19 protein-coding genes are annotated in these 22030 nt (G+C 64.9%); 8 read left to right on the top strand and 11 right to left on the bottom strand.

Annotated features, from left to right (window positions below; all coding sequences use genetic code 11):
• Window positions 1–145 precede the first annotated feature (145 nt).
• Window positions 146–1678, top strand: coding sequence for a SulP family inorganic anion transporter (locus M8J71_RS09100; RefSeq protein WP_256247584.1), 1533 nt, complete (start codon window positions 146–148; stop codon window positions 1676–1678).
• Window positions 1679–1701: 23 nt separating this feature from the next.
• Here M8J71_RS09100 and M8J71_RS09095 read toward each other — a convergent pair whose 3' ends face one another.
• Window positions 1702–2853 carry a GGDEF domain-containing protein gene (locus M8J71_RS09095; RefSeq protein ID WP_256247583.1) on the bottom strand — a complete coding sequence of 384 codons (1152 nt, stop codon included), beginning with the start codon at window positions 2851–2853 and terminating at the stop codon, window positions 1702–1704.
• A 144-nt stretch (window positions 2854–2997) separates the two neighbouring features.
• Between M8J71_RS09095 and M8J71_RS09090 the strand changes: the two genes are divergently transcribed.
• Complete coding sequence (locus tag M8J71_RS09090; protein ID WP_138606428.1) at window positions 2998–3234, top strand: zinc-ribbon domain-containing protein; 237 nt, start codon at window positions 2998–3000, stop codon at window positions 3232–3234.
• A gap of 69 nt (window positions 3235–3303) precedes the next feature.
• Here M8J71_RS09090 and M8J71_RS09085 read toward each other — a convergent pair whose 3' ends face one another.
• Window positions 3304–3948, bottom strand: a complete 645-nt coding sequence (locus M8J71_RS09085; protein ID WP_256247582.1) for a hypothetical protein — start codon at window positions 3946–3948, stop codon at window positions 3304–3306.
• A gap of 444 nt (window positions 3949–4392) precedes the next feature.
• Between M8J71_RS09085 and rsgA the strand changes: the two genes are divergently transcribed.
• Both rsgA and M8J71_RS09075 read left to right on the top strand, forming a co-directional pair.
• The gene (gene rsgA / locus M8J71_RS09080; protein WP_256247873.1) at window positions 4393–5493 is read left to right on the top strand and encodes a ribosome small subunit-dependent GTPase A; all 1101 of its coding nucleotides are present in this window, start codon (window positions 4393–4395) and stop codon (window positions 5491–5493) included.
• An 86-nt stretch (window positions 5494–5579) separates the two neighbouring features.
• Entirely contained in the window at window positions 5580–6605 is a 1026-nt protein-coding gene (locus tag M8J71_RS09075; RefSeq protein ID WP_256247581.1) for a LacI family DNA-binding transcriptional regulator, read from the top strand.
• A 2-nt stretch (window positions 6606–6607) separates the two neighbouring features.
• Here the strand turns inward: M8J71_RS09075 and M8J71_RS09070 are convergent, their stop codons facing one another.
• The 7 genes from M8J71_RS09070 to M8J71_RS09040 all read right to left on the bottom strand — a co-directional run bounded on the left by M8J71_RS09070 (window position 6608) and on the right by M8J71_RS09040 (window position 14493).
• A complete protein-coding gene (locus M8J71_RS09070) occupies window positions 6608–7651 on the bottom strand; it encodes an arabinan endo-1,5-alpha-L-arabinosidase (RefSeq protein WP_256247580.1) in 1044 nt (347 codons plus the stop codon).
• 1 nt (window position 7652) lies between these two features.
• Entirely contained in the window at window positions 7653–9203 is a 1551-nt protein-coding gene (gene arfA, locus M8J71_RS09065; RefSeq protein ID WP_256247579.1) for an arabinosylfuranosidase ArfA, read from the bottom strand.
• 68 nt (window positions 9204–9271) lie between these two features.
• Window positions 9272–9922 carry a YesL family protein gene (locus tag M8J71_RS09060; RefSeq protein WP_256247578.1) on the bottom strand — a complete coding sequence of 217 codons (651 nt, stop codon included), beginning with the start codon at window positions 9920–9922 and terminating at the stop codon, window positions 9272–9274.
• Window positions 9919–11271: an arabinan endo-1,5-alpha-L-arabinosidase gene (locus tag M8J71_RS09055; protein WP_256247577.1), complete on the bottom strand. Its 1353-nt coding sequence runs from the start codon at window positions 11269–11271 to the stop codon at window positions 9919–9921. The genes M8J71_RS09060 and M8J71_RS09055 overlap by 4 nt, the downstream gene beginning before the upstream one ends.
• A 3-nt stretch (window positions 11272–11274) precedes the next feature.
• Window positions 11275–12225 (bottom strand): carbohydrate ABC transporter permease, encoded by a 951-nt coding sequence (locus M8J71_RS09050; RefSeq protein WP_256247576.1) that lies wholly within the window; start codon window positions 12223–12225, stop codon window positions 11275–11277.
• Between the two features lie 11 nt (window positions 12226–12236).
• Window positions 12237–13142: a carbohydrate ABC transporter permease gene (locus M8J71_RS09045; RefSeq protein WP_256247575.1), complete on the bottom strand. Its 906-nt coding sequence runs from the start codon at window positions 13140–13142 to the stop codon at window positions 12237–12239.
• Window positions 13143–13158: 16 nt separating this feature from the next.
• Window positions 13159–14493, bottom strand: a complete 1335-nt coding sequence (locus tag M8J71_RS09040; protein ID WP_256247574.1) for an ABC transporter substrate-binding protein — start codon at window positions 14491–14493, stop codon at window positions 13159–13161.
• A gap of 297 nt (window positions 14494–14790) precedes the next feature.
• On the opposite strand from M8J71_RS09040, the gene M8J71_RS09035 reads away from it, so the two are divergent.
• On the top strand, window positions 14791–16260 hold the full coding sequence (locus tag M8J71_RS09035) for an arabinan endo-1,5-alpha-L-arabinosidase (RefSeq protein ID WP_256247573.1): 1470 nt from the start codon (window positions 14791–14793) through the stop codon (window positions 16258–16260).
• A gap of 26 nt (window positions 16261–16286) precedes the next feature.
• Window positions 16287–18578, top strand: a complete 2292-nt coding sequence (locus tag M8J71_RS09030) for a beta-L-arabinofuranosidase domain-containing protein (protein WP_256247572.1) — start codon at window positions 16287–16289, stop codon at window positions 18576–18578.
• A 29-nt stretch (window positions 18579–18607) separates the two neighbouring features.
• Here the strand turns inward: M8J71_RS09030 and M8J71_RS09025 are convergent, their stop codons facing one another.
• Both M8J71_RS09025 and M8J71_RS09020 read right to left on the bottom strand, forming a co-directional pair.
• A complete protein-coding gene (locus M8J71_RS09025) occupies window positions 18608–18745 on the bottom strand; it encodes a methionine/alanine import family NSS transporter small subunit (RefSeq protein ID WP_256247571.1) in 138 nt (45 codons plus the stop codon).
• Window positions 18742–20334: a sodium-dependent transporter gene (locus tag M8J71_RS09020; RefSeq protein ID WP_256247570.1), complete on the bottom strand. Its 1593-nt coding sequence runs from the start codon at window positions 20332–20334 to the stop codon at window positions 18742–18744. Before M8J71_RS09020 ends, M8J71_RS09025 begins: the two co-directional genes overlap by 4 nt.
• 233 nt (window positions 20335–20567) lie before the next feature.
• On the opposite strand from M8J71_RS09020, the gene M8J71_RS09015 reads away from it, so the two are divergent.
• Both M8J71_RS09015 and M8J71_RS09010 read left to right on the top strand, forming a co-directional pair.
• A complete protein-coding gene (locus M8J71_RS09015) occupies window positions 20568–21272 on the top strand; it encodes an alpha/beta fold hydrolase (RefSeq protein ID WP_256247569.1) in 705 nt (234 codons plus the stop codon).
• A gap of 310 nt (window positions 21273–21582) precedes the next feature.
• Window positions 21583–22014, top strand: coding sequence for a LexA family protein (locus M8J71_RS09010; protein WP_163166965.1), 432 nt, complete (start codon window positions 21583–21585; stop codon window positions 22012–22014).
• The last annotated feature ends 16 nt before the right edge of the window (window positions 22015–22030 follow it).

Below are 22030 nucleotides of genomic sequence, written 5' to 3'. Positions count from 1 at the left end.
GAGTCGGGCGCCCGCAAACCGCTGGTGCCCCGGCCGACTCTCTCACTCCGGCGCAGGGCAGCGCCATCCTTCCTGACCACCACTCCCTGCGAAGGCGCGCGCCTCCCCTGCTGCCGCGTTTTCGATACCCGATTGGAGCCGGACCATGGCTGTTTCCACCGCAGAGGACAGGGCGCCCTCGCCCCGGCAACTGCAGTCCGTGCGCGCCACGCTGCGCTCCCCGCGGCGGCTGAAGACGGAAGCCCTGGCCGGGTTGGTGGTGGCGCTGGCGCTCATTCCGGAGGCCATCGCGTTCTCGGTGATTGCGGGCGTGGACCCGCGGATCGGCCTCTTCGCCTCCTTCACCATGGCGGTGACCATCTCGTTTGTGGGCGGCCGGCCGGCGATGATCTCAGCCGCCACCGGCGCCGTGGCGCTGGTGATTGCTCCGCTGATGCGCAGCCACGGCCTGGATTACCTGATTGCGGCAGTCATCCTGGCTGGCGTCTTCCAGATCCTGTTCGCGGCAGCCGGTGTCACCCGGCTGATGCGTTTCATCCCCCGTTCCGTCATGGTGGGATTCGTCAACGCGCTGGCCATCCTGGTCTTTATGGCCCAGTTGCCGGAGTTGATCGGCGTTCCCTGGCTGGTCTACCCCCTCGTCGCCGCCGGCCTGGTCATCGTGGTGGGGCTGCCAAGGATTACGACGGCGGTGCCCTCGCCCTTGGTTGCCATCGTGGTGCTCACCGTGGTCGCCGTACTCGCGGGCGTCGACGTGCCAACGGTCAATGACAAGGGCCAGCTGCCGGAAAGCCTGCCCGGCTTCTTCCCCCCGAACGTCCCGTTGACCTGGGAGACCTTCCAGGTCCTGGCGCCGTTTTCGCTGTCCATGGCGCTGGTGGGACTGCTCGAATCCCTGATGACCGCCAAGCTGGTGGACGACATCACGGACACGCGCTCCGACAAGACCCGGGAATCATGGGGGCAGGGCGTTGCCAACATTGTCACCGGGTTCCTCGGCGGCATGGGTGGCTGCGCTGTGATCGGCCAGACGATGATCAACGTCAAGGGCTCAGGAGCCCGCAGCCGCGTATCCACCTTCCTCGCCGGCGTCTTCCTGCTGGTCCTCGTGGTGGTGCTGGGTGACGTGGTGGGCCTCATCCCCATGGCAGCCCTGGTAGCGGTAATGATCTTCGTTTCGGCCATCACCTTCGAATGGCATTCCATCGCCCCACGGACCCTGCGGCGGATGCCCAAGTCGGAAACCGCCGTCATGCTGATCACGGTGGGTGTGGTGGTGGCGACGCACAACCTGGCCATCGGCGTCGGCGCCGGGGTGCTCGCCGCCATGGCCATGTTCGCGCGGCGGGTGGCCCACTTTGTCACTGTTGAACGGACGGTGCTCGAAATTAACGGCGAAAACGTTGCCACCTACACGGTGGATGGCGAGCTGTTTTTTGCCTCGTCCAATGACCTGTACATGCAGTTCGAGTACGCCCTGGATGCGGAGCCGGAGATCAGCCGGGTGGTGGTGGACCTGCACGCCTCGCACCTGTGGGACGCCTCCACCATCGCCGTGCTCGACGCCGTAACCGAGAAGTACCGCCGCCACGGCCGGGAGGTGGAGTTGCTCGGCCTGAACTCGGCCAGCGTCCAGATGCGCGAGCGGCTCGCCGGAAAGCTTAACGCCGGCGGTTGACGGCTTGGGCACCGCTGACCGCTCTAGCCCTTCCGATCGCTGCGGGCGACGCGGTTCCTGCCCAGAGACTTCGCCATGTATAAGGCGCCGTCCGCGGTAGCGATGAGGCGGTACACGTCACTTGTGCCGTCGTCGTACGTGGCAATCCCGTAACTGACGGTGGGCATGTCCATCCCGTCCACCGATGGTGCCGCCGCCAGGCGCCGGCTGATTTCTTCGGCAATCATTTCGGCCCGTTCTGCGCTGGTACCGGGCAAAAGAAGGACAAACTCTTCCCCTCCGTACCTTCCCACCAGGTCCGTGGAACGGACCGTCGCCGTGCAGGCGTCCGCGAAGGCTTGGAGGGCGAGGTCCCCGGCGGCATGGCCATAGGTATCGTTAACGGATTTGAAGTGGTCCAGGTCGGCCAGGATGAGGGTGCCCGAACCCCGGGTAATGGTACGGTCCGCCAACTGCTCGGCAGCAAGATCCAGGAAGGCCTTGCGGTTGAGGAGCCCGGTGAGGTCGTCGCGGGAAGCGACCACCCGCAGGGCCCTGGTCTGCTGTTCGCTGCTGAGCGCGGCCATACTGAACGAGACCACCACCAGCAGCACCATTGTGATCAGGGTGGTCACGGCGGAGCCGAAGACCGTGACGAAGATGGGCCCGTCCTGGCCCTCCACCACAAACGCCAGCCAGCGGAAGAAGTAGAAGACCGCGAGCCCTCCGGCGGATACGGCCATGGGAATCCGGACCCGCGAATAGCCAGGCTCCAGGCGCCACAGCTCCCGGGCCGCCAGCCCTATGGTGATACCCATCGCGGCGAGGAACACCGGCCCTCCGGACCACGTGTTGGTGGCCGGGTTGTCCACCACGGAGGCGACCAGGGTAACCAGCGGGATGCCGGTGAATGCCCACTTCGGCGGCGGCACTGTGCGCAGCGAACGTGCGCCTGCCCACACCGCCACCCCGCCGTGCACCAGCAGCACGTTGCCCGCCGGGTTGGCCCAGATCTGGTGGGCCGTCCCGTCCAGCAGGTAACAGGCAGACCCGGTGAGGAAGAAGATAAGGGCCAGGCACCACCAGCCGCTGTACGGCGAGCGCGTGGTCCGATAAGCGGAGAAGTAGAAGAGGAACACCAGAACCAGGGCCATCAGGCCAAACGCCATTCTCAGCGTGGCGGTATCCAGAACCATGTAACCGAAGTCCCCCCGATGCCGAAACGCGCGAATGACCCTCAGTATTGCACCGGCCGGGGACCCTGTCAGGCTATCCGCAGGACCTTTTCCAGGGCTTAGGGTTGTCAGATAGCCCGCAGGACAAGCCCGAAAGGCAAAGCCATGCTCCTTCTCTTCGGTTTCAAGACAGTGCTTAAGGCGCTCCCCGGCAAACCTGCCACCTGCCAGTACTGCCGCTCGTTTGTCCACCACCACCTCGAGGAGCGGGCCACCAAGTTCACGCTCTTCTTCATTCCGGTGTTCACTACGTCGCGGTCCTACCAGATCACGTGTACGAACTGCGGCTACGTCTCGCGAATCTCCGCACGGGAAAAGCGGGCTCTGGAACTTCAGCGCTAAAACCGTACCGTTGCCCGTTCGATCGCCCGGTCAAGCGCACTGAAGCCCGGAAACACGGGCTGCCGGGCGTTACTTCACGGGGCGGGCAACTGTTTTCTCTTTGCTTACCATCGAGGCGAGCATCCCGTAGTACGCCGGAATACCCGGCGAAACCACAGTTTGAGTCCCCAGTTTTATGGTGCCGGTGGAGGAGACGGGTCGGCTCTTGGTATCTGCCGACGAGACAAAACGAATACCCGCCGAAGCGGACTTGGACTTTACCCGCGTCCTGTCCGCTTCAGCCGTGGCGCGGAAGGACATATCGGCCGTCAACTGCGAATTAGCGGGATTGTCGGGATCTGCAAAGTTGGTGAACTCCATGGACATCTTCAGGCGCCCCCTGGACAACCCGTTTGGAGAGTCCATTTCCAGGGTCAGCGTCTCCCCAAACCCGTTAATCAGCGTGGTGCCTGTGCAGGTGTTGTCCTGGGTGACCGACACAAAGCCCAGCTTCTCAGGGGCAGTTGATCCGCGGACCGTGTAGACGCTGCCGAACACGCTGACCGTCGTCCGTATACAGCCATTCGTGTGGTCATATTCCGCGGTCATCGCCTCCCCTGTTGCCACGGTTTTCGTAATGACACGCGGCTCCCCCGCGATGCCCGGTCCCGCGCCAGCGAGCTGAGCGACGAGTGTCCCGGCTAGAGCCAGAACTCCGAGTGCTGTCTTTTTCATGGCGCCTCTTTCCCAGCCCGAGAGTCCTCAAGATCCTCGGATCGTAGACGCGCGAGGTTGGGAAAACATTGGAACGGCGCCGCGCGGGCTGGCCGGCCCTGACGGCAATACAGCTCTGGTTCATCCGGCTGCCGGCAGCTAGAGTAAAGCCGGGCCGGCACCACGTCGCCAAGCACTCGCCGGGCTGAAGCCGTTCGGCTCAAACAGGGGAACTTGATACCAGTCCCCTTTTCGGGAAAGGGAGGTGTTTTCGATGACTGTCACAGCCGCGCGCCCAATGCGCTCCGCACCCATCATCCAGACCCTTCCCCTGTACCGCACCGGCCCCGCCTGACCTCTCGCGGAGCGCCCAGCACCAAAGCCGAAAGCGGCCGGTGCGCAGGGGTTATACCCCGAGGTATCACAGTGAAAACATCTTCAGGCAGCGCCCTGGACCGCACCAGCATGTCAAGCAGGGGCCCTGTCCCCTACGGATACACGCCCGCCGTTGCCCGGCACTTCCAGGATCATGCCCTCCCGGACGCAACCGAGCCGGGACGGGTGGTCCGCGTGGACCGAAACCTGTTACTGGTAGCAGCGGGCGCGGACCTCCTGCACCTGCCCTATCCGCTGACCGGCGAAGCAGCAGTCACCGGAGACTGGGTCTGGATCGGACCCAACCGGGCCGGGGAGCGCCAGATCCTGGGCGTCCTTCCCCGCCGCTCGGAGCTCAGCCGCAAGCGCGCCTTCGAGGACTCCTCCGCGGCGCAGGTCCTGGCCGCGAACATGGACATGGTGGGCGTGGTGGTGCCGGTGGACCGGCCGCTGACGCACAACCGGCTGGAGCGCACCCTCGTGGCGGCGTGGGACTCCGGCGCCACTCCCCTGGTGATCATCACCAAGGCGGACCTCGCCGAGGTGGCGGACGACGTCGTCGGGAAAGTCATGGTGCAGGCCGCGGGCGTGGACGTGGTGACCACGTCCGCGGAGAGCGGTGACGGCATCGACGAACTGCTGGCGCACATTCCGGCGGGCGGCACCATCGTCCTCCTGGGACCCTCCGGCGCCGGAAAGTCCACGCTCATCAACGCGATGGTGGGCCGCCACGTCCAGGACACCGGGGCCGTGCGGGCCGGCGACTTCAAGGGCAAGCACACCACCACGTCGCGGGAACTGGTGCCTCTTCGGAACGGGACGGTCCTGATGGACACCCCCGGTGTGCGGGGCTTCGGATTGTTCGACGCCGAGGACGGCATCGGCGAGATGTTCGGCGACGTCGAGGAACTGGCGGGCCGGTGCAGGTTTTCGGACTGCGCCCACCAGGGCGAGCCCGGCTGCGCCGTGCAGGAAGCCATTGCCGGCGGCGTGCTGGAGGAACGCCGCTGGCACAACTACCTGAAGCTGCAGCGTGAGCTGGCCGCCCTGGCCCGCCGGAGCGACGCCACGGCGCAGCGCGCCTACCAGCGAGAGTGGCACCAGAGGGTGGTGTCGGCCGGGAAGTCCCAGCGGTGGGCCGAGCGGGAGACAGCAGAGCGGAAGGACCAGTCGGGCCGGAAGCGGCGTTGAGGCGCAACCCGCACACATGTTGCCGATTCAACGTTGTAAAATCGCAGGTACTGGCCTGCGGGCCGCGGCAGGAGCAGGGGGCAGGGATGGCGGCGACTCTTCACGACGTGGCCCGCGTGGCAGGCGTGTCCTTCAAGACCGTCTCCAACGTGATCAACCACCACCCCCATGTCCGGGACACCACCCGCGCCAAAGTGGAAAAGGCGATCGCAGAGCTGGGCTACCGGCCCAACCTGACCGCCCGGAGCCTGCGCTCCGGGCACACCGGGGCCATCACCCTGGCGCTGCCGCAATTGCGCCTTCCCTATTTCGCGGAACTGGCCGACGCCGTGATCGAAGCTGCGGCGAAGCGCGGGCTGGTGGTGCTCATTGAACAAACCGGCGCCGACCGTCAGCGCGAGCTGGAGGTGATGGCCAGCCCCCGGCTCAAAATGTCCGACGGCCTGATCTTCAGCCCGCTGGCACTTGGCCAGGAAGATGCGGGCCTGATCGAGGCCGACGTGCCGATTGTCCTCCTCGGCGAGCGCATCTTCGATAGTTCTTCAGACCACGTCACCATGCAGAATGTTCCGGCCGCGCGGGCCGCTACCGAGCACCTGCTGGACCTCGGCCGGAAACGCATTGCCGTCGTCGGCGCCCACGAGGGCGAGGTCATCGGCTCCGCGGGGCTTCGCCTGCGCGGGTACCGGGAGGCGCTTGAGGCCCGGGGCATCCCGTACGACGACGGGATCATCGCCTATGTGGTGGACTGGCACCGGTCCAACGGTGCCGCAGCCATGCACGACCTCCTGGACCGCGGAGTGTCCTTCGACGCCGTCTTCGGCCTGAATGACACGCTTGCCCAGGGCGCGGTGCGCGTCCTGCAGGAAGCAGGCTACCGGGTCCCGGACGACGTCGCCGTGATTGGCTTCGACGATCTCGACGAAACCCGCTACACCCTTCCCACCCTGAGCACTGTTGATCCCGGCCGCACGGAGATCGCCGAGACCGCCATCCGCATGCTGCTCGAGCGGATCAAGGACCCTGCCGGAACACCGCCCCGGGAAGTCGAGACGGCGTTCCACGTGGTGGCAAGGGAATCGACCATGGGCAGCGCGGCCGGCGCCGCGTAAGCCTACTCCCACCGCGCTTTAGGCCAACCGTCCTCCCACTCCAGCAAGGCAAGCCCCAGGCGGAAGGCGCCGTCGAGCTCTTCGGCGTAGTAGTGGAACGCCAGCGTATCGCCGGAAACGGACTGCCCGCCTGGCCCCACGCGCCCGCCGTCGGACGCCAGGAGGGGCGTGCCGCCGCCGTCGAGCAGTTCCTTGCCCTCGGCGTCCAGGTACGGACCGGTGATCCTGTCCGACCGCCCCACGGCGATGCTGTACGTGCTCTCGAGCCCCTGGCAGCAGAAGTCGCGGGAGAAGAACAGGTAGAACTTGCCGTCGTGCGGGAGGATGTACGGCGCCTCGATCGCATTGGGCGGCGCTTGCCGGTCTGCGATGGTGACAGGCGTGGCGCCCGCCCCCGGAAGGCCGCTCGGCCATTCGAGCTCCACCAGCTGCAGTCCCGTCCAGAAGGAGCCAAAGGACATCCAGGGCGTGCCGTTTTCATCCTCGGCGATGCCGGGATCGATGGCGTTGAACCTCTGCCCCTTGGAGGAGATCACCTGCCCCTGGTCCACCCACTCGTAGGCCGGGTCGGCAGGGTCAAGTGTGGTGTTCGTGGCCAGCGCGATCAGCGAGAGGTTCTTTCCGAACGTCGACGCCGAGTAGTAGAGGTACCAGGTCCCGTCATGCTCGTACAGTTCCGGTGCCCAGAGGTTGTCCACGCCCGGGACCGCTTCCTTGAGCCAGGCGGGTTTCTCCGGCCACACCTCGCCGGCGTACTCCCACTTCACGCCGTCGTCCGAACGCCGCACCTGGATGTTGCCGTCCGCCACCTGCCCGTTCCCCGTGGAGTAGATGAACCAGGGCTCGCCGCCCTCCCCCTTGACCAGCGCGGGATCGTGGGTGAAGAAGTCACCGCTGAGTTCGGCGGCCGGTCCCGCCTCTGGCGCAGGTGGCGGTGTACCGCATCCCGTCAGGACAAGGACGACGGCGGCCAGCACCGCCGCCAGCCGCGCCGCTGTCCATCGAACAGCAGGGCGGCTGGCATCGCGCCTGTCTGGCTGGGTCACGTCAGCCAAGCGCGACGGCGGACCAGGACACCGGCGGAAGCGTCACGGTGAGCGTGCCCTCGTCCAGGACGGCGCCGTCGAGCTGCTTCAGGCCCACGCGGTTCTGGTCCTGAAGGGTGTTCTTGGCGTAAACGTGCTCATCGTGCAGGGTCACGGCCTCGGTGATCGTCTTCGCGTTGAGTTCGGAGACGTTGATGGTCACGTCGATGGCCTCGGTCTGGCTGCGGTTGACCAGGAAGACGGCCGATTCTCCGGTAGCGGCGTCGGTGGTTGCCACTGAGTCCACCAGCGGGGCCTCGCCGTACACCGCCGTCGTGTAGGTTCCGGCCTCGATCCTGGGCCGGAGCACCTCGCCTTTCGCGAGGCGGGACGTGACGGAGAACGGGAAGAACGTGGTCTGCCGCCAGGTGTCACCGCCCGGTTCGGTCATGATGGGCGCGATCACGTTGACCAGCTGGGCAAGGGATGCGGCGGCAACCCGGTCGTGGTTTTTCAGGAGCGTCATCAGCAGGTTGCCGAACACCACGGCGTCGGCCACGGAGTAGGTGTCCTCAAGCTGGCGCGGCGCGTGCGTCCATTCCTCGTTGACCTCGTCGGAAGCCTGGTGCTCGTCCAGGTACCAGATGTTCCATTCGTCGAAGGAGAGCTGGATGGTCTTTTTGCTTTTGAGCTTGTGCTTGACGTGGTCGGCGGTGGCCACCACCGTCTCGATGAAGTACTGCATGTCCAGCGAGGACGCCAGGTAGGAGCCGATGTCGCCGTTGCGCTCCTGGTAGTAGGCGTGGCAGGAGATGTAGTCCACGTAGTTGTAACTGTGCTCCAGGACTACCCGCTCCCACTCACCGAACGTGGGCATGGAGGATCCGGAGGAGCCGCAGACTACGAGTTCGAGGTTCTTGTCCGCGGTCTTCATGGCCGAGGCGGTGCGGGCCGCGAGCTTTCCGTAATCCTCGGCGGACATGTGGCCGATCTGCCAGGGACCGTCCATCTCGTTGCCCAGGCACCACATGGTGATGTTGTAGGGATCCTTGGCGCCGTTGGCGATGCGCTGCTCGCTGAGTGCGGTCCCGGAGGGGTGGTTTGTGTATTCCAGCAGGTCGAGGGCGGCCTCGATGCCGCGGGTTCCAAGGTTCACGGCCATCATCAGCTCCGAGCCGGTGAGCTTGCACCAGCGGGCGAACTCATCCAGGCCCACCTGGTTGGACTCGAGCGAGTGCCAGGCGAGGTCGCGCCGGACCGGGCGCTGGTCGCGCGGGCCAACGCCGTCCTCCCAGCGGTAGCCGGAGACGAAATTGCCGCCCGGGTAGCGGATGGTGCTCGAGCCCAGCTCCTTGACCAGTTCGATGACGTCCAGCCGGAAGCCGTCCTCGTTGGCGGTGGGATGGTCCGGCTCGTAGATGCCGTCGTAGACGCAGCGGCCAAGGTGCTCCACAAAGGAACCGAAGATGCGGCGGCTGACGGGTGCCACAACAGCGGCCCTGTCGATAGTGACGACGGTGGGTGCCACAACGGCCAGTTCCGTCTGGTCGGCAGCGGCTGAGGTGATGGTCATTGGTTTGTTCCTGTTCTGTATAACGTTGTAGAAGTTGAAAAAGCAGTAGGAGCGGGTGGTGAGGGGGTCTAGGCGGGGGAAGTGCCTGCAGGTTCCAACCCTGCGAGCCGCTTCCCCACCAGCCAGCCGGAGAGCAGCAGGGGAACCGACGCGCCCACAAGGGGCACCAGCACCGTCATTCCGGAAAAAACGGCGGCGGCGGCCGCTAGGGTAACCAGCAGGGACAGGCTCATCACCGGCGACACCAGCGGCAGCACAAAGGCTGTCCGCCACGTCCTCGCCACCTTGTCCCGGTAGCGGCTGCACAGGGCAACAGCGGTTGCCGCGGCAGCCACCGTTCCCAGGGCGGCAACCGTTGAAAGCGCCAGGAGGACAGCGTGTGCGGCCGGTGGAATCGCAGTCCCGGTCTGTCCCAGCAGCGCCAGGAAGTCAAGGAGGAGTACGGCGCCGGCAATCCAAAAGACGCTTCCCACCCGGTTGGCGTGCCGGAACTGGAACCGGTATGCCGTGATGAAGTCCCGGACCAGCGTGTCCCCGGCCGCTCCGCCGCGCAGCCTGCCCAGGACTGAGGTGGCGGCGACGGCCGCGGGGAAGACCCCCAGGACCACCAGCCCGGCCAGGACTCCGGCCACAAACAGCACGTTGACCAGGACCAGCCGGGTTGCGAAGCGGAGCCAGTCCATCAGACGCCCGGCCCACCCCAGGGGAGCGTCATTCATCGCGGTGCATCCTGGGTTCCGGACCAGGCCACACCGTGCTGGTCAATGCCGCTGAAGGACAGGGCAGTCCGGCCCCTGGTCCAGTCCCAGGAACCGAAAATCACAGCATCAAGTTCGCGGGCGTCCGGCCCGCCAATGGGGGTTGCGGTCCGGAGCCGGATGTGGGCCGGCGCACCGGCGGAAACAGCGCGGTGGCCAATGGTGCTTTCGAGTTCCATGGCCACAGCCCTGACAAGGTCTGCGGACTCAGGAGCGAAACGGAGCACCTGCCAGGTTCCTGCCACCGGAACAGGTGCGGCGAGCGTTTCACGCTGCATCCCTGCGAAGGGCTGTGGTGAGACGAGGGGCCAGCCGGACGCGGTGAAGAAGACCCGCCGGAGCTGGACCACGTGTTGGCTCGGATCCGCGGCGAAGCGGACGTGGTGGACCGCGAAATACTCCATGCCGTCCGGACCTGCTTGGGTGAGGATTGAATTGTGGCCGGGGGCCAGCCAGCCGGTGCCGCCGTCGAACTGGTAGCCGCCCAACACCTTGGTTCCCACAGCCTCCGTAGGGGCGTCCACATCCGTCATCTCCGTGCCATGAAAGTCTCGGTAGGGACCGGTGATGGAGTCCGCGATGCCCACTCGCATGTTGTAGGTGTTGAACAGGGAATCGTAGGAGCAGAAGAGGACGTAGTGGTCCTCTTCAGGCCGGTACAGGACAAAGGCGCCTTCCACTGCCCCTTCCACGGACTTCGCCCGGCGGGCGATGACGGATCCGAGATCACCCTCCACCAGCGGCAGCCCGGAGTTCCGGTCCAGCGGGAGGATGTAGATACCGGAGAAGAAGGACCCGTAGGTCAGCCAGGGGAAGCCATCGGCATCAAAAGTCACTGCCGCGTCTATGGCGTTCTGGGAATGTTCTCCTTTCCTCGTGGCCACCATCAGCCCGCGGTCCTCCCACGGGCCGGCCGGTGAAGGTGCAACGGCAAGCCCGATGGCGGACGTGTTGGAGCCGAAGGTCGACGCCGAGTAGTACATATGCCATTCGCCGTTCGGCCAGCGGACCACGTCCGGCGCCCACAACCCCAGCGCCCCGGACCATTGCGCAGCCGCTTCAGGCACGCCGTCAAACGCTGTCCCGATGTACATCCACTCCACCAGATCAGCGGAGGTCCTGATATGTACTCCTGCCGGTATATCTTCCGAGTTGGCCACGGCGTCAGTGGAAAACATGTAGTAGGTACCGTCATCGTCCCGCACCACGGTGGGATCGTGGGCGTGGCGGGCTCCCCAGGAGGAAGGCTCCTGGCGGGCCCCTGCCGGGAGCGGAAGCAGCTCGCGGGAAACGTCTAGATCGATAGCCACGGTTCAGCCCTTGGAGCCGGAGAGCGCGATGGATTCGATGATCTGGCGCTGGAACACCACGAAGACGCTCAGCACCGGCAGGAGCGCCACGAAGGATGCCGCCATGATCAGCGGGTAGTCCGTCTGGATGGCGTACTGGGCGTTGAAGTTGGCAATGACCAGCTGCAGCGTCTGCGTTCCCGGTGAGTTCAAGTAGATGATCGGGGCAAGGTAGTCGTTCCACATCGCCATGAACCAAAGGATGAACTGGGCGGCGAGGGCCGGGCGGATGGCCGGCAGGATGAGCGTCCAGAAGATCTGCAGGTAGGAGGCGCCATCAATCCGGGCCGCTTCAACGATGGAGTCCGGGATGCTGTTCAGGAACTGGCGCAGGAAGAAGATCATGATGATGTTGCCGAAGAGTCCCGGCACGATCAGCGGCAGCAGCGTATCCACCCAGCCGATGCTGGCGAAGATAGTGAACTGCGGAATCATCAGGGTGGGGAACGGGATCATCAGCCCGGAGAGGAGTCCCAGGAACAGGACGTTCTTGAACGGCATCCGCATCTTGGCGAAGGCAAAGGCCGCGAGCGCGGAGGTCAGCGAGCCCACGATGGTCACCGAGCATGCCACGATCAGGCTGTTCTGGATGCCGGTAAGGAGTGGGCCCGCAGTCCAGATGCGGGCGTAGTTCTCCCACACGAACGGATCCGGGATCCACTGCGGCGGAAGCTCAAAGACGCCGTCCTTGGTCTTGAGCGAAGTGGAGAAGGTCCAGGCGAGCGGGGCGATCATCACGATGGCACCGACGCTGAGGATCAGGGTAGTGAGAATGTTTCCCAGGCGGAGCGTGTCCTTGGCGGACCGGGTGCCGCCGGTTGTCCGCGAAGCGGAGGGGCGTGAATTCCCGGCGCCGCCCGGAATTTCCTGGCTTGGTTCCAGTGGTGGGGTGGTGAGGACATTCTGTGCGGACATGGCTGCCTGCCTCAATCGATCGAGAACTGGTTGCGGCGGTTGAGCCGGAACTGGATGAAGGTGATGACGAAGACCAGCAGCCCCAGGACCACCGACATGGCGGATGCGTAGCCCATCTGGAGGTTGTCGAACGCTTTCTGCCAGATGTACCAAACGATGGAAGCCGACTGGAATTCAGGGCCGCCGGTGGGGGTCATGATGTTGATCTCCACGAAGATCTGGGATCCTCCGATGATGCTGGTGACGATGAGGAAGAAGGTGACCGGCCGGACCATGGGGATGGTGATGTGCCGGAACTGCTGCCAGGCGGTGGCGCCGTCCAGCGCGGCTGCTTCATAGAGGTAGCGGGGGACCGACTGGAGGGCTGCCAGGTACAGGAGCATGGAGTATCCCAGTCCCTTCCAGATGGCCATGATGATGAGCGCAGGCTTGACCGTCGCCGTGTCCTGCAGCCAGTTGGGGCCGTCGATCCCCACCAGGGCAAGGCCTTGGTTGATGAGGCCGAAGTCGCCGTTAAAGGCCCACTGCCAGAGGATGGCGACGGCGGCGATCGAGGAGATCACGGGCAGGTAGTAGACGGTGCGGAAAAACGTGGTTCCGCGCATCTTGCGGTTCATGGCCAGTGCCAGGCCCAGTGAGATGACCAGGCCGATCGGAATGCCGATCATCATGTACAGCGTGTTCCAGAGCGACTGCAGGAAGTAGCGGTCACCGAACATCTTTGTGTAGTTGTCCAGGCCCTTGAAGACCGGCGCTGAAATGCCGTTCCAGTTCGTGAAGGATGCATAGACCGAGAAAAGGAGCGGGAAAAGCGTAAAGAGGAGGAACCCGATCACCGGTATGGCAACAAATGCAAGGGCGGCCTGGTGTTCCTTCCGGTGAAGCCGCGAACGGCGCGGGCGCGTCATGGTTGTCATACCGGTGATCCCGCCCCTAGTTGCCGGATTGCTGGTTGGCGGAATCCAGGAATTCCTGCATCCTGGGCTGTGCTTCCTTCAAGTAGTCCGCCGCCGTCTGCTTCCCGTCCAAAACAGGCTGGATGTTGGTGAAGAGTTCGTCGTACCACTCAGCGTTGAAGGTATTGCCGCCTGGCAGCGCCCGGCCGTAGTCCTTCACGATCTCGAGGAACTCGGCCTTGTTGGCCGGCTTGGTGGTGGTGTCCGCGGCCCAGGTCTCGGCCATGTCCTTGAGGTTGGGGATCTGGATTCCGGCGTCCACCAGGCTCTTCTGGGCTTCCTTGTTGGCGGTGAGGTATTCCACCAGCTTTACAGCTTCTTCGGGGTACTTCGTGCTTTCGGAAACAGCGACGCCGAGGGTACCGATCCAGCTGGCCGTCTTGCCGGTGTCTCCTGCCGGGTAAGGAATAACGTCCCATTCAAAGCCGAGCTTCTGGTAGGTGGAGAGATCCCAGGGGGCGATGGGGAAGAACCCGATTTCGCCCTTCATCCAGCGCTGGTAGGTGTCCAGGGTCTGGGCTTCAGCCACCGAAGGCGTCACACCGTGGACATTCTGCAGGTCGGCGAACCATTGCAGTGTTTCAGCAAACTCCGGGGTGTCCACCGTGACCTTGGTGCGGTCCTCGTTGAGCCAGTCCCCGCCGTTGGACCAGACAAACGGCTGCAGGTTCCACTGGACGTTCAGGCCGGTGCCCCACTGGTCCAGGGTGCCGTCGCCGTTGGTGTCCGCCGTCAGCTTCTTGGCAGCTGCCACGAACTCGTCGAAGGTGTACGGCTTGTCCTTGTCCGGCAGCGGAATCCCGGCCTTCTCCAGCATCGTTTTGTTGTAGCCGAAGGAGAACGGGCCCACGTCCTTGGGCAGGGCGTAGATGGCCCCCTCGCCCACCCTCTTTCCGTCGTAGCGGTAGCTGTCCACGCCGTACTCCCAGATGTTCTCCAGGTCGATGGTGTCGGAGCCTTCCACGTATTCGGTGATGTCCTTGACGATTCCGTTCTGCACGTAGGCCTGGACGTCGCCGGGTCCGATGTAGAACACATCCGGGACCTGCTTGCCGGCAATGGCGGCTTTCAGCTTCGTGGCGTACTGGTCAGCGGTGGTAACGATGATGTCCACGTCCACACCATTGGCGGCCTCGAACTGCTCCACGGCCTTTTCATAGGCCTTCTTCTCGTCTTCACCTCCCCGGAACATAAACGTGAGCTTCTTTTCGCCGCCGGCGTCCCCGCCGGTGGGGGCGGAGCAACCGCCGAGCATAAGGCCGGCGGCGGTAAAGAGCGCCAGGGTTGCGGCCATGGGACGTGACTTCATCATCACGCAGTCCTTCCGGGTTGGGTGGAGCAAACAAGTGTATGGGCTGAGCTGAGCGGTACCGCACCCCGCACGCCGCGGTAGCGGAGCGTCTTTGTGGGTACTTTTGCAACGTTGTAAGAAACCATCACACAGGAGCAGAGGAATCGTCAAGGGTTGGAAAACGGACGGCTCCAGCGCCGGGGGGCGGCTGCTTGACGTGATCCAGGTCGCATGCCATATTTCCATTACAACGTTGCAAGCTTCTTGTTCCCCCCGCCTGCGGCGCCGCGTCGCACCCACTTCCGGAAGGACCACGTGATGATGAAGTCACGTCCATGGGCGCTGCGCGCTGCAGGATTAGCTGCAGCCATAGGTATCGCCCTCACGGCAGCAGCGATTCCGACGACGGCCAGTCCCGTCAGCACCGCGGCAGCAGCGTCAGAAGCCCGGCAGGCAACAAAGCCCCCGCCCGCATGGCCCGTCAAGGAAAAGGCCCAGCCGGACCTTCCCGGGGGCAAGACCGTGGTGGGCCAGACGTCCCCCATCCACGATCCAGCGCTGATCATCGCCGGGGACGGCACCTGGTACGTCTATTCCACCGGACTGGTGAACCGGGAAAACGGCGGCACCATCCAGATGTGGACGTCCCGTGACGCGGGAACCACGTGGGAATACAGCGGAACGGTGTGGGACCGGATCCCCGCCTGGATCGACGAACACTTTTCCGACGGCGAGCTGCCGGGCAATCTCTGGGCTCCTGAGATTACTGAGCACAACGGCACGTATTACCTCTACTATTCGGCGTCCCGGTTTGGCGGCAGCAACTCGGTCACGGCACTGGCCACCAACACCACCCTCGACCCGAACCACCCGGATTATGAATGGGTTGACCAGGGCCTCGTTGTTTCCTCGCCGGTGACCGGACTCGACCCAGGCAACCCGGGTAAAACCTTCAACGCCATCGATGCCGGCATCATCGAGGACGCTGACGGCACGCCTTACATGGCCATTGGCTCCTTCTGGTACGGCATCTTCCTGGTACCCATCGAGTGGCCAAGCGGGAAGCCGGTAGCGGACTGGCAATCAAAGACTGTGAACATTGCGGACCGCTTTATGCCCGGCAACCCCATCGAGGCGCCCTACATCACCCGGCACGGCGGCTACTACTACCTGTTTGTCTCGTTCGATTCCTGCTGCCGCGGGGGCGACTCCACGTACAAAGTAGCCGTGGGCCGGTCTACTTCCGTGAAGGGCCCCTACCTGGACAAAGAGGGCCGCGACATGTTCGGCGGGGGCGGTTCTGTGGTGCTGGATTCACACGGAGCCATCACCGGGCCCGGCGGCCAGTCGGTCTTCGGCGACTACCTGGCGTTCCACTACTACGACGGCTCCAACGAGGAGATCCCCTACTTCCCCACCCTGGGCGTGCAGAAGATTGAATGGGCTGACGGCTGGCCGGTATTCAACCAAACCGTGGGGCTGCCGGTGATTGCAAAGCAGCCCAAAGCCGTAGCGGCGGGGAGCGGCAAAAATGCCAGCTTCAATGCCGCCGCCACGGGAACACCGGGTCCGGTTGCTGCCTGGGAGACCTCTTCCGACGCCGGCGCAAGCTGGCACAGGGTCGGGACCCAGCCGGTCACCAAACGCACCGACGAGGGCACCTACCGTTCCACCCTCGAACTTCCTACCCCGATGCCGGGCGACCCGGACGTGCTGGTGCGCGCCGTGTTCCGCAACGCCCACGGTACGGTGACCACGGACGCCGTCGGACTCTCTTCCAAGCAGTAATGCCCGCCAGCAAGAAAGCCCATGCGATGACCAGCAGCACCGCCAATTCCAGGTCCGGGGCCGGGCGGCCGGTGTCACCGTTCCCCCTTGATCGGGTCCGACTCCTCGGCAGTGGCTTCAAAACTGCCCAGGAGACCTCCATCCGGTACGTCCTGGAACTTGAGACAGACAGGCTCTGCGCCCCCTACCTCTCGGAGGCCGGCCTGGATGCCGGCGCTGAACCGTACGGAAGCTGGGAATCGGACGGGATGGGCGGGCATATCGGCGGCCATTACCTGTCCGCCTGCGCGCAGTTGTTCGCGGCCACCGGGGATCCGCGCCTGCTCGAGAAGGTGCGGGCCGTCGTCGGCGTCCTTGGCAGGTGCCAGGACGCCGGTGGCGACGGCTATGTGGGCGGCGTACCCGGCGGCCGGAAGCTGGGGAACGAACTGGCCGCGGGCACCGTGGATGCGGACCTCTTCACCCTGAACGGAAGATGGGTCCCGCTCTACAACCTCCATAAAACGCTCGCCGGATTGCTGGACGCCTATTCGTACGCGGGATCAGCCGAGGCCCTGGAGATCGCCGCCGGCCTTGCCGACTGGTGGCTGGGCATCTCGGCCACGATTTCCGGCGAGGCTTTTGAGGAGCTCCTGCGTACTGAATTCGGCGGCATGAACGACGCCTTCGCCATCCTTGCCGGAATCACCGGCCGGGCCGACTACCTTCAGGAAGCCCACCGGTTCGCGCACCGCGTCATCCTGGAGCCGCTTGCTGCCGGCCATGACCACTTGGACGGGCTGCACGCCAACACCCAGATCCCCAAGGTGGTGGGCTACGCCAGGCTCGCCGCCGCCGGCCACCGGGAATACGAACATGCCAGCTCCAGCTTCTGGGACTCGGTGGTCCTGCGCCGCTCCGTTTCCCTCGGCGGAAACAGCGTGCGGGAACACTTCCATCCCTCAGCCGACTTCACGCCAATGATCCTGGATGCCCAGGGCCCTGAAACCTGCAACACCTACAACATGCTGAAGCTGGCCAAGCTGCGCTTTGAACACTTGGGCGACCCGGCCGCCGTCGACTTCTATGAACGGGCAACCTACAACCACATCCTGTCCTCCCAGCACCCCCGCCGCGGCGGCTTTGTGTACTTCACGCCCATGCGCCCCCGGCATTACCGCGTCTATTCACGGGTGCAGGAGTCCATGTGGTGCTGCGTCGGTTCGGGGCTGGAAAACCATGCCCGCTACGGTGAACTGATCTACAGCCACAGCGGGAATGAACTGCTGGTCAACCTGTACATCGCCTCGACCCTCGACTGGGCGGATAGGGGCCTGCAGGTCAGGCTCGAAACGGACTTCCCGCACTCCGACGAGGCAACGCTGCACGTCACAGCACACTCCCCCGTCGAGGCCACCATCACCCTGAGGCGTCCGGGATGGGCCACGGCATTTGAGGTCGACGGCGGTGCCGCGCCGGCGGGTGCCGGCCACGTCAGCATCAGCCGCACCTGGCAGGGCGATTCCGCCGTCCGGATCCGGCTCACCCCCGGCTTCCGATCCGAACGGCTGCCGGACGGTTCGCCCTGGGTCTCGTTCCTGTACGGCCCCGTGGTGCTGGCATCGCGGGCGGGAACGGAAGGCGTACCCGGGTTCGAGGCAACGGACGAACGGATGGGGCACGTGGCCTCGGGGCCCTTGCTGCCGCTTGCCGGAACCCCGGTGGTTCCCAACGCCGAATCCATCCGGCTTCGCGACAGAGCTACGGTAACGGCGGAGCTATCAGTAATTGACGCCGACGGGCAGCCCGGCACCGTTGTCCTGGAACCGTTCCACGCCATCCACGACGAGCGGTACACCGTGTACTGGCCCTTTGGTGAGCCCCGCGAGCGGTGGGAGGAACTGCTTGAACTGGACCGGTCCGCCGTCGTGCAGGGGGAACTGGTGGATGGCGTCACCGCCGGGGAGCAACAGCCGGAGGCGGACCATGGCCTCAGTGGTGAAGGCACCCGTGCCGGGGGCGGCGAGGGCATCCACTGGCGCAGCGCAACCGGGTGGTTCTCCTACGTCCTTAGTGATCCGGACGCCCGCGCCAGCCTGCTGCGGGTCCGCTTCCGCCCGGACGAAGACCGCAGCCATCGGCTGAGTCTGAACGGATTGCCTCTGGCCGAACCTGTCCGCCAGGAGCAGGAGGGCGGGGAGGTGCTGAGCGACTTTGGCATCAGTAATGCCCATCGGGCTGCATCCCCTGGCGGCGGGCTCGTTTTCACGGTCACGGCGCTGCCCGGCATGAGGACAGGGGATCTCCTGTCCGTCCAGCTCCTTGCACCCGGCCCGTAACTTCCAGACGCGCGCTCATGAACCGGCGGTCAGAGTTCCGGGGCGTGCTCCTCGGGCAGCGCGCCCTCGTCTTCCGGGTGCCGCTTCAGGTTGAGCAGCGCCAACGCCAGGCCGCCCCATACCGTGAGGACAGCGATGATCATCATGGTGATCGCAATGGGTGTCACCGTGCCGTCTCCTCTTCTTCCTCGTCCAGCATGGATTGGTACTCCGGGTCATCGTGCGCTTTGGATGTGCGGCTCCAGGGAATGAACGTCAGGACCAGCGCCACGACCACCAGCGCGCCGGCCATGCCCCAGCCGAACAGGCCCACAAACCACTCGGGATAGCCCTCGTAGGTGGTGGAGATCTTGCTGATGAATTCGCTGGACACCATGTAGATCAACGCGAGCGGCACCACTCCGGCCACGAGTACCATCCAGGTCCGGCGCATCTTGATCGTGGAGATGTGATTGAGGTGCGCTGACAACAGCGGCAGCTTGCGCAGGAACCATGCCAGCACCACCACGGTCACCAGCGCGCCAAGCGTAATGCCAAAGCTGTTGACGAACGCGTCGGAGGTGTCCAGGAGGTACAGGCCCGTTGCCGTGGGAAACAGAGCCAGGGACACTGCCGCGACCAGCCCGCTGACCACCAGGGACGCCTTGATCCGTCCCCAGCCGAGCTTGTCCTGCACTGCCGCGACAATAACCTCCAGCACCGAGATCAGCGAGGTGACTCCCGCGAACACCAGGGATCCGAAGAACAGCACCCCCATGAGGGCCCCGAGCGGAGCCTGCGAAACGATGGTGGGGAACGCGACAAATGCCAGTCCGATGCCCTGCGTGACCACGTCGTTGACGCCGGCCCCCGCAGCCTGGGCCATGAATCCAAGGGCGGCGAACACGCCGATGCCGGCCAGGATCTCGAAGCCCGAATTCGCGAAGGCAACCACCATGCCGGAGCCGGTGAGGTCCGTCCTGCGCTTCAGGTAGGAGGAGTAGGTGACCATGATGCCGTAGCCCACGGAGAGCGAGAAGAAGATGTGGCCGTAGGCCGCAGCCCAGACGGAAGGATCTGCCAGGGCGGACCAATCGGGCGTGAAGAACGCGTTCAGGCCCTCTGCGGCACCAGGGAGGAACAATGATTGGACCACCAGCAGCACAAACATCACCACCAGCAGCGGGAGCAGGATGGAGTTTGCGCGCGAAATGCCCTTACGGATCCCGGCCACCATGATGACGATGACCGCTATCCAGACCAGGAGCAGCGGGAAGAAGACGGACGGCACGTAGGTGAACCCGATGCCAGGTGCCTCGGCTACCCGAAGGAAGCTCCCGAAGAAGTAACCCTCGGCGTCGTCGCCCCATGCCTCGGTGAAGGAAAAGATGGTGTACATCAGGGACCATGCGATGATCACCGCGTAATAGGCCGCGATCACAAAGCAGACCAGGACCTGCCACCACCCGAGCGGCTCGGCGACGCGGTGGAGCCGGCGGTAGGCCAGCGGAGCGGAGCCCCGGAATTTATGGCCCACGGCGTAGTCGAGGAACAGCAGCGGGATGCCTGCCGTCAGCAAGGCCACGAGGTAGGGGATGAGGAAGGCGCCGCCGCCGTTGTCATAGGCGATGTAGGGGAACCGCCAGATGTTGCCCAGTCCCACGGCGGAGCCGATGGCGGACAGGATGAAGAGCCGGCGCGTGGAAAAGGTCTCTCGCTTCGCTGGCGCGGCCGGGCCGGCGGCCCCGGGCGGGCTCCCGGCTGCAGCGCTGCTCATGCCGCCCCGCCCCCGGCGCCTGGCCAGGCCTTGAGAAGGGTGCGCGCGCTGCGGCAGTACTCTGTCCGGTTCATGTGAAGCTCTTTCTCGCGTAGAGGTGAGTGCCCGGTGCAGTGGCTATCCGGGGACTCTACTGCGGATGCCACCCCTCCGGGAAGTCCCTGTGCAAGTCCCGCCCCGGAGGGGGAACGGGAATCGGGACTTGTGTCCTGCCCCGGTAGTAGGGTTCCGTCATGGACATCATCCTCGTACCCGGATTCTGGTTGGACGCCTCATCCTGGGAGGAGGTGACGCCTACCCTGGAGGCCGCCGGCCATCGGACCCATCCGCTCACGCTTCCCGGGCTCGAATCCGTGGACGCCAGCCGTGCCGGAATCGGCCTCCGCGACCATGTCGATGCGGTGGTGGCTGCCCTCGATTCCCTGGAAGGGAAGGTTGTGCTCGTGGGGCATTCCGGCGGGGGTGCCATCATCCACGCCGCCCTGGATGCCCGGCCGAACCGGGTGGAGCGGGCCATCTATGTGGACAGCGGCCCCCTCGGCGAAGGGGGCGTCATCAACGACGAACTGCCGGCCGACGGCGACGACGTGCCACTTCCGCCGTGGGAGGGCTTTGAAGACGCCGACCTGGTGGATCTGGACGAGGGGCTTCGCCAAGCCTTCCGCGCACGGGCCATCCCGCAGCCGAAAGGCGTCGCCTACGAGCAGCAGCACCTGAGTGACGAGCGCCGCTACGACGTACCGGCCACCATCATCGCCTGCGAGTTTCCGTCCTCCATGCTGAAGGAATGGATCGACGGCGGCCACCCCTTCGTTGCCGAGCTGGCCCGGATGCACGACGTCGAGTACGTCGACCTCCCCACCGGGCACTGGCCCCAGTTCACCAAGCCTGCGGAACTCGCCCGCGCCATCCGGGCGGCGGTGGAGCGGACGCCGTAGTCCGTCGTCGTCACGTGTCGGTGCGTCGTGCTGACCGCCCTCGGAGACGGGCGCACGATGCTACGTATGACCGAGCGAGGGTACGGCAACCAGGAAGCACGCGACATGTCGCAGCGCGGCCTTGAGCAGTGCCTCGACAAAATGGCGGCGCTGGTGGAGGAAACTGCCCGCTGAAGGCGGTCCCAAAAAAATCAGGGCGTCGCTCCCGCCCGCCAACTTCACCCGCCCGGAGGGACGGCCGCTGGCTGTGAATGTCCGGACCGGGGAGTACACTCGAAGTATCGAACATATATTCGAATAAGGGTGTGTTGTGGGCGTTATTGTCGGTCCCCGTGTGATAGATGCGGGGCTCTCTTTGCAGCTGGCTTGGGTGTCGCCGGTGCCCGTTGCTGCCGGCTATCCCTCGCCAGCGCAGGACTACTTCGACGGCCGGATAGACCTGAACGAGCACCTGATCAAGGACATCACCAGCACGTTTGTGGTCCGGGTTACCGGTGACTCGATGGAACGCGCGGGCATCAGCGACGGCGATGAACTTATCGTCAACAGGGCCCTCGAACCAAAGGACGGCTGCGTGGTTATCGCCGTCCTGGACGGTGAGCTGACGGTCAAACGGCTTCGGATCACTGCCACGGGCGTGGTGCTGCAGGCGGAAAACCCGAAGTACCCGGATATCAAGGTGCCGGCCCTCAGTGAGCTGACCATCTGGGGCGTGGCCACCCGGTGCCTGCACCATGTCTAATGCGCGCTTTTCCTTT

The organism is Pseudarthrobacter sp. R1, from assembly GCF_024494415.1.
Classification (GTDB): Bacteria; Actinomycetota; Actinomycetes; order Actinomycetales; family Micrococcaceae; genus Arthrobacter.
The sequence above is the reverse complement of the archived record's forward strand: the minus strand, read 5'-3'. Positions and strand labels throughout refer to the sequence as shown.

Excerpts from the sequence above, each read along its gene's own strand:
- M8J71_RS09020 (WP_256247570.1), bottom strand. The coding sequence starts at position 20,334 with ATGAGCAGCGCTGCAGCCGGGAGCCCGCCCGGGGCCGCCGGCCCGGCC.
- M8J71_RS09040 (WP_256247574.1), bottom strand. The coding sequence starts at position 14,493 with ATGATGAAGTCACGTCCCATGGCCGCAACCCTGGCGCTCTTTACCGCC.
- arfA (WP_256247579.1), bottom strand. The coding sequence starts at position 9,203 with ATGACCATCACCTCAGCCGCTGCCGACCAGACGGAACTGGCCGTTGTG.
- M8J71_RS09095 (WP_256247583.1), bottom strand. The coding sequence starts at position 2,853 with ATGGTTCTGGATACCGCCACGCTGAGAATGGCGTTTGGCCTGATGGCC.
- M8J71_RS09050 (WP_256247576.1), bottom strand. The coding sequence starts at position 12,225 with ATGTCCGCACAGAATGTCCTCACCACCCCACCACTGGAACCAAGCCAG.
- M8J71_RS09085 (WP_256247582.1), bottom strand. The coding sequence starts at position 3,948 with ATGAAAAAGACAGCACTCGGAGTTCTGGCTCTAGCCGGGACACTCGTC.
- M8J71_RS09090 (WP_138606428.1), top strand. The coding sequence starts at position 2,998 with ATGCTCCTTCTCTTCGGTTTCAAGACAGTGCTTAAGGCGCTCCCCGGC.
- rsgA (WP_256247873.1), top strand. The coding sequence starts at position 4,393 with ATGTCAAGCAGGGGCCCTGTCCCCTACGGATACACGCCCGCCGTTGCC.
- M8J71_RS09030 (WP_256247572.1), top strand. The coding sequence starts at position 16,287 with ATGACCAGCAGCACCGCCAATTCCAGGTCCGGGGCCGGGCGGCCGGTG.
- M8J71_RS09015 (WP_256247569.1), top strand. The coding sequence starts at position 20,568 with ATGGACATCATCCTCGTACCCGGATTCTGGTTGGACGCCTCATCCTGG.
- M8J71_RS09075 (WP_256247581.1), top strand. The coding sequence starts at position 5,580 with ATGGCGGCGACTCTTCACGACGTGGCCCGCGTGGCAGGCGTGTCCTTC.
- M8J71_RS09100 (WP_256247584.1), top strand. The coding sequence starts at position 146 with ATGGCTGTTTCCACCGCAGAGGACAGGGCGCCCTCGCCCCGGCAACTG.
- M8J71_RS09045 (WP_256247575.1), bottom strand. The coding sequence starts at position 13,142 with ATGACAACCATGACGCGCCCGCGCCGTTCGCGGCTTCACCGGAAGGAA.
- M8J71_RS09060 (WP_256247578.1), bottom strand. The coding sequence starts at position 9,922 with ATGAATGACGCTCCCCTGGGGTGGGCCGGGCGTCTGATGGACTGGCTC.
- M8J71_RS09035 (WP_256247573.1), top strand. The coding sequence starts at position 14,791 with ATGATGAAGTCACGTCCATGGGCGCTGCGCGCTGCAGGATTAGCTGCA.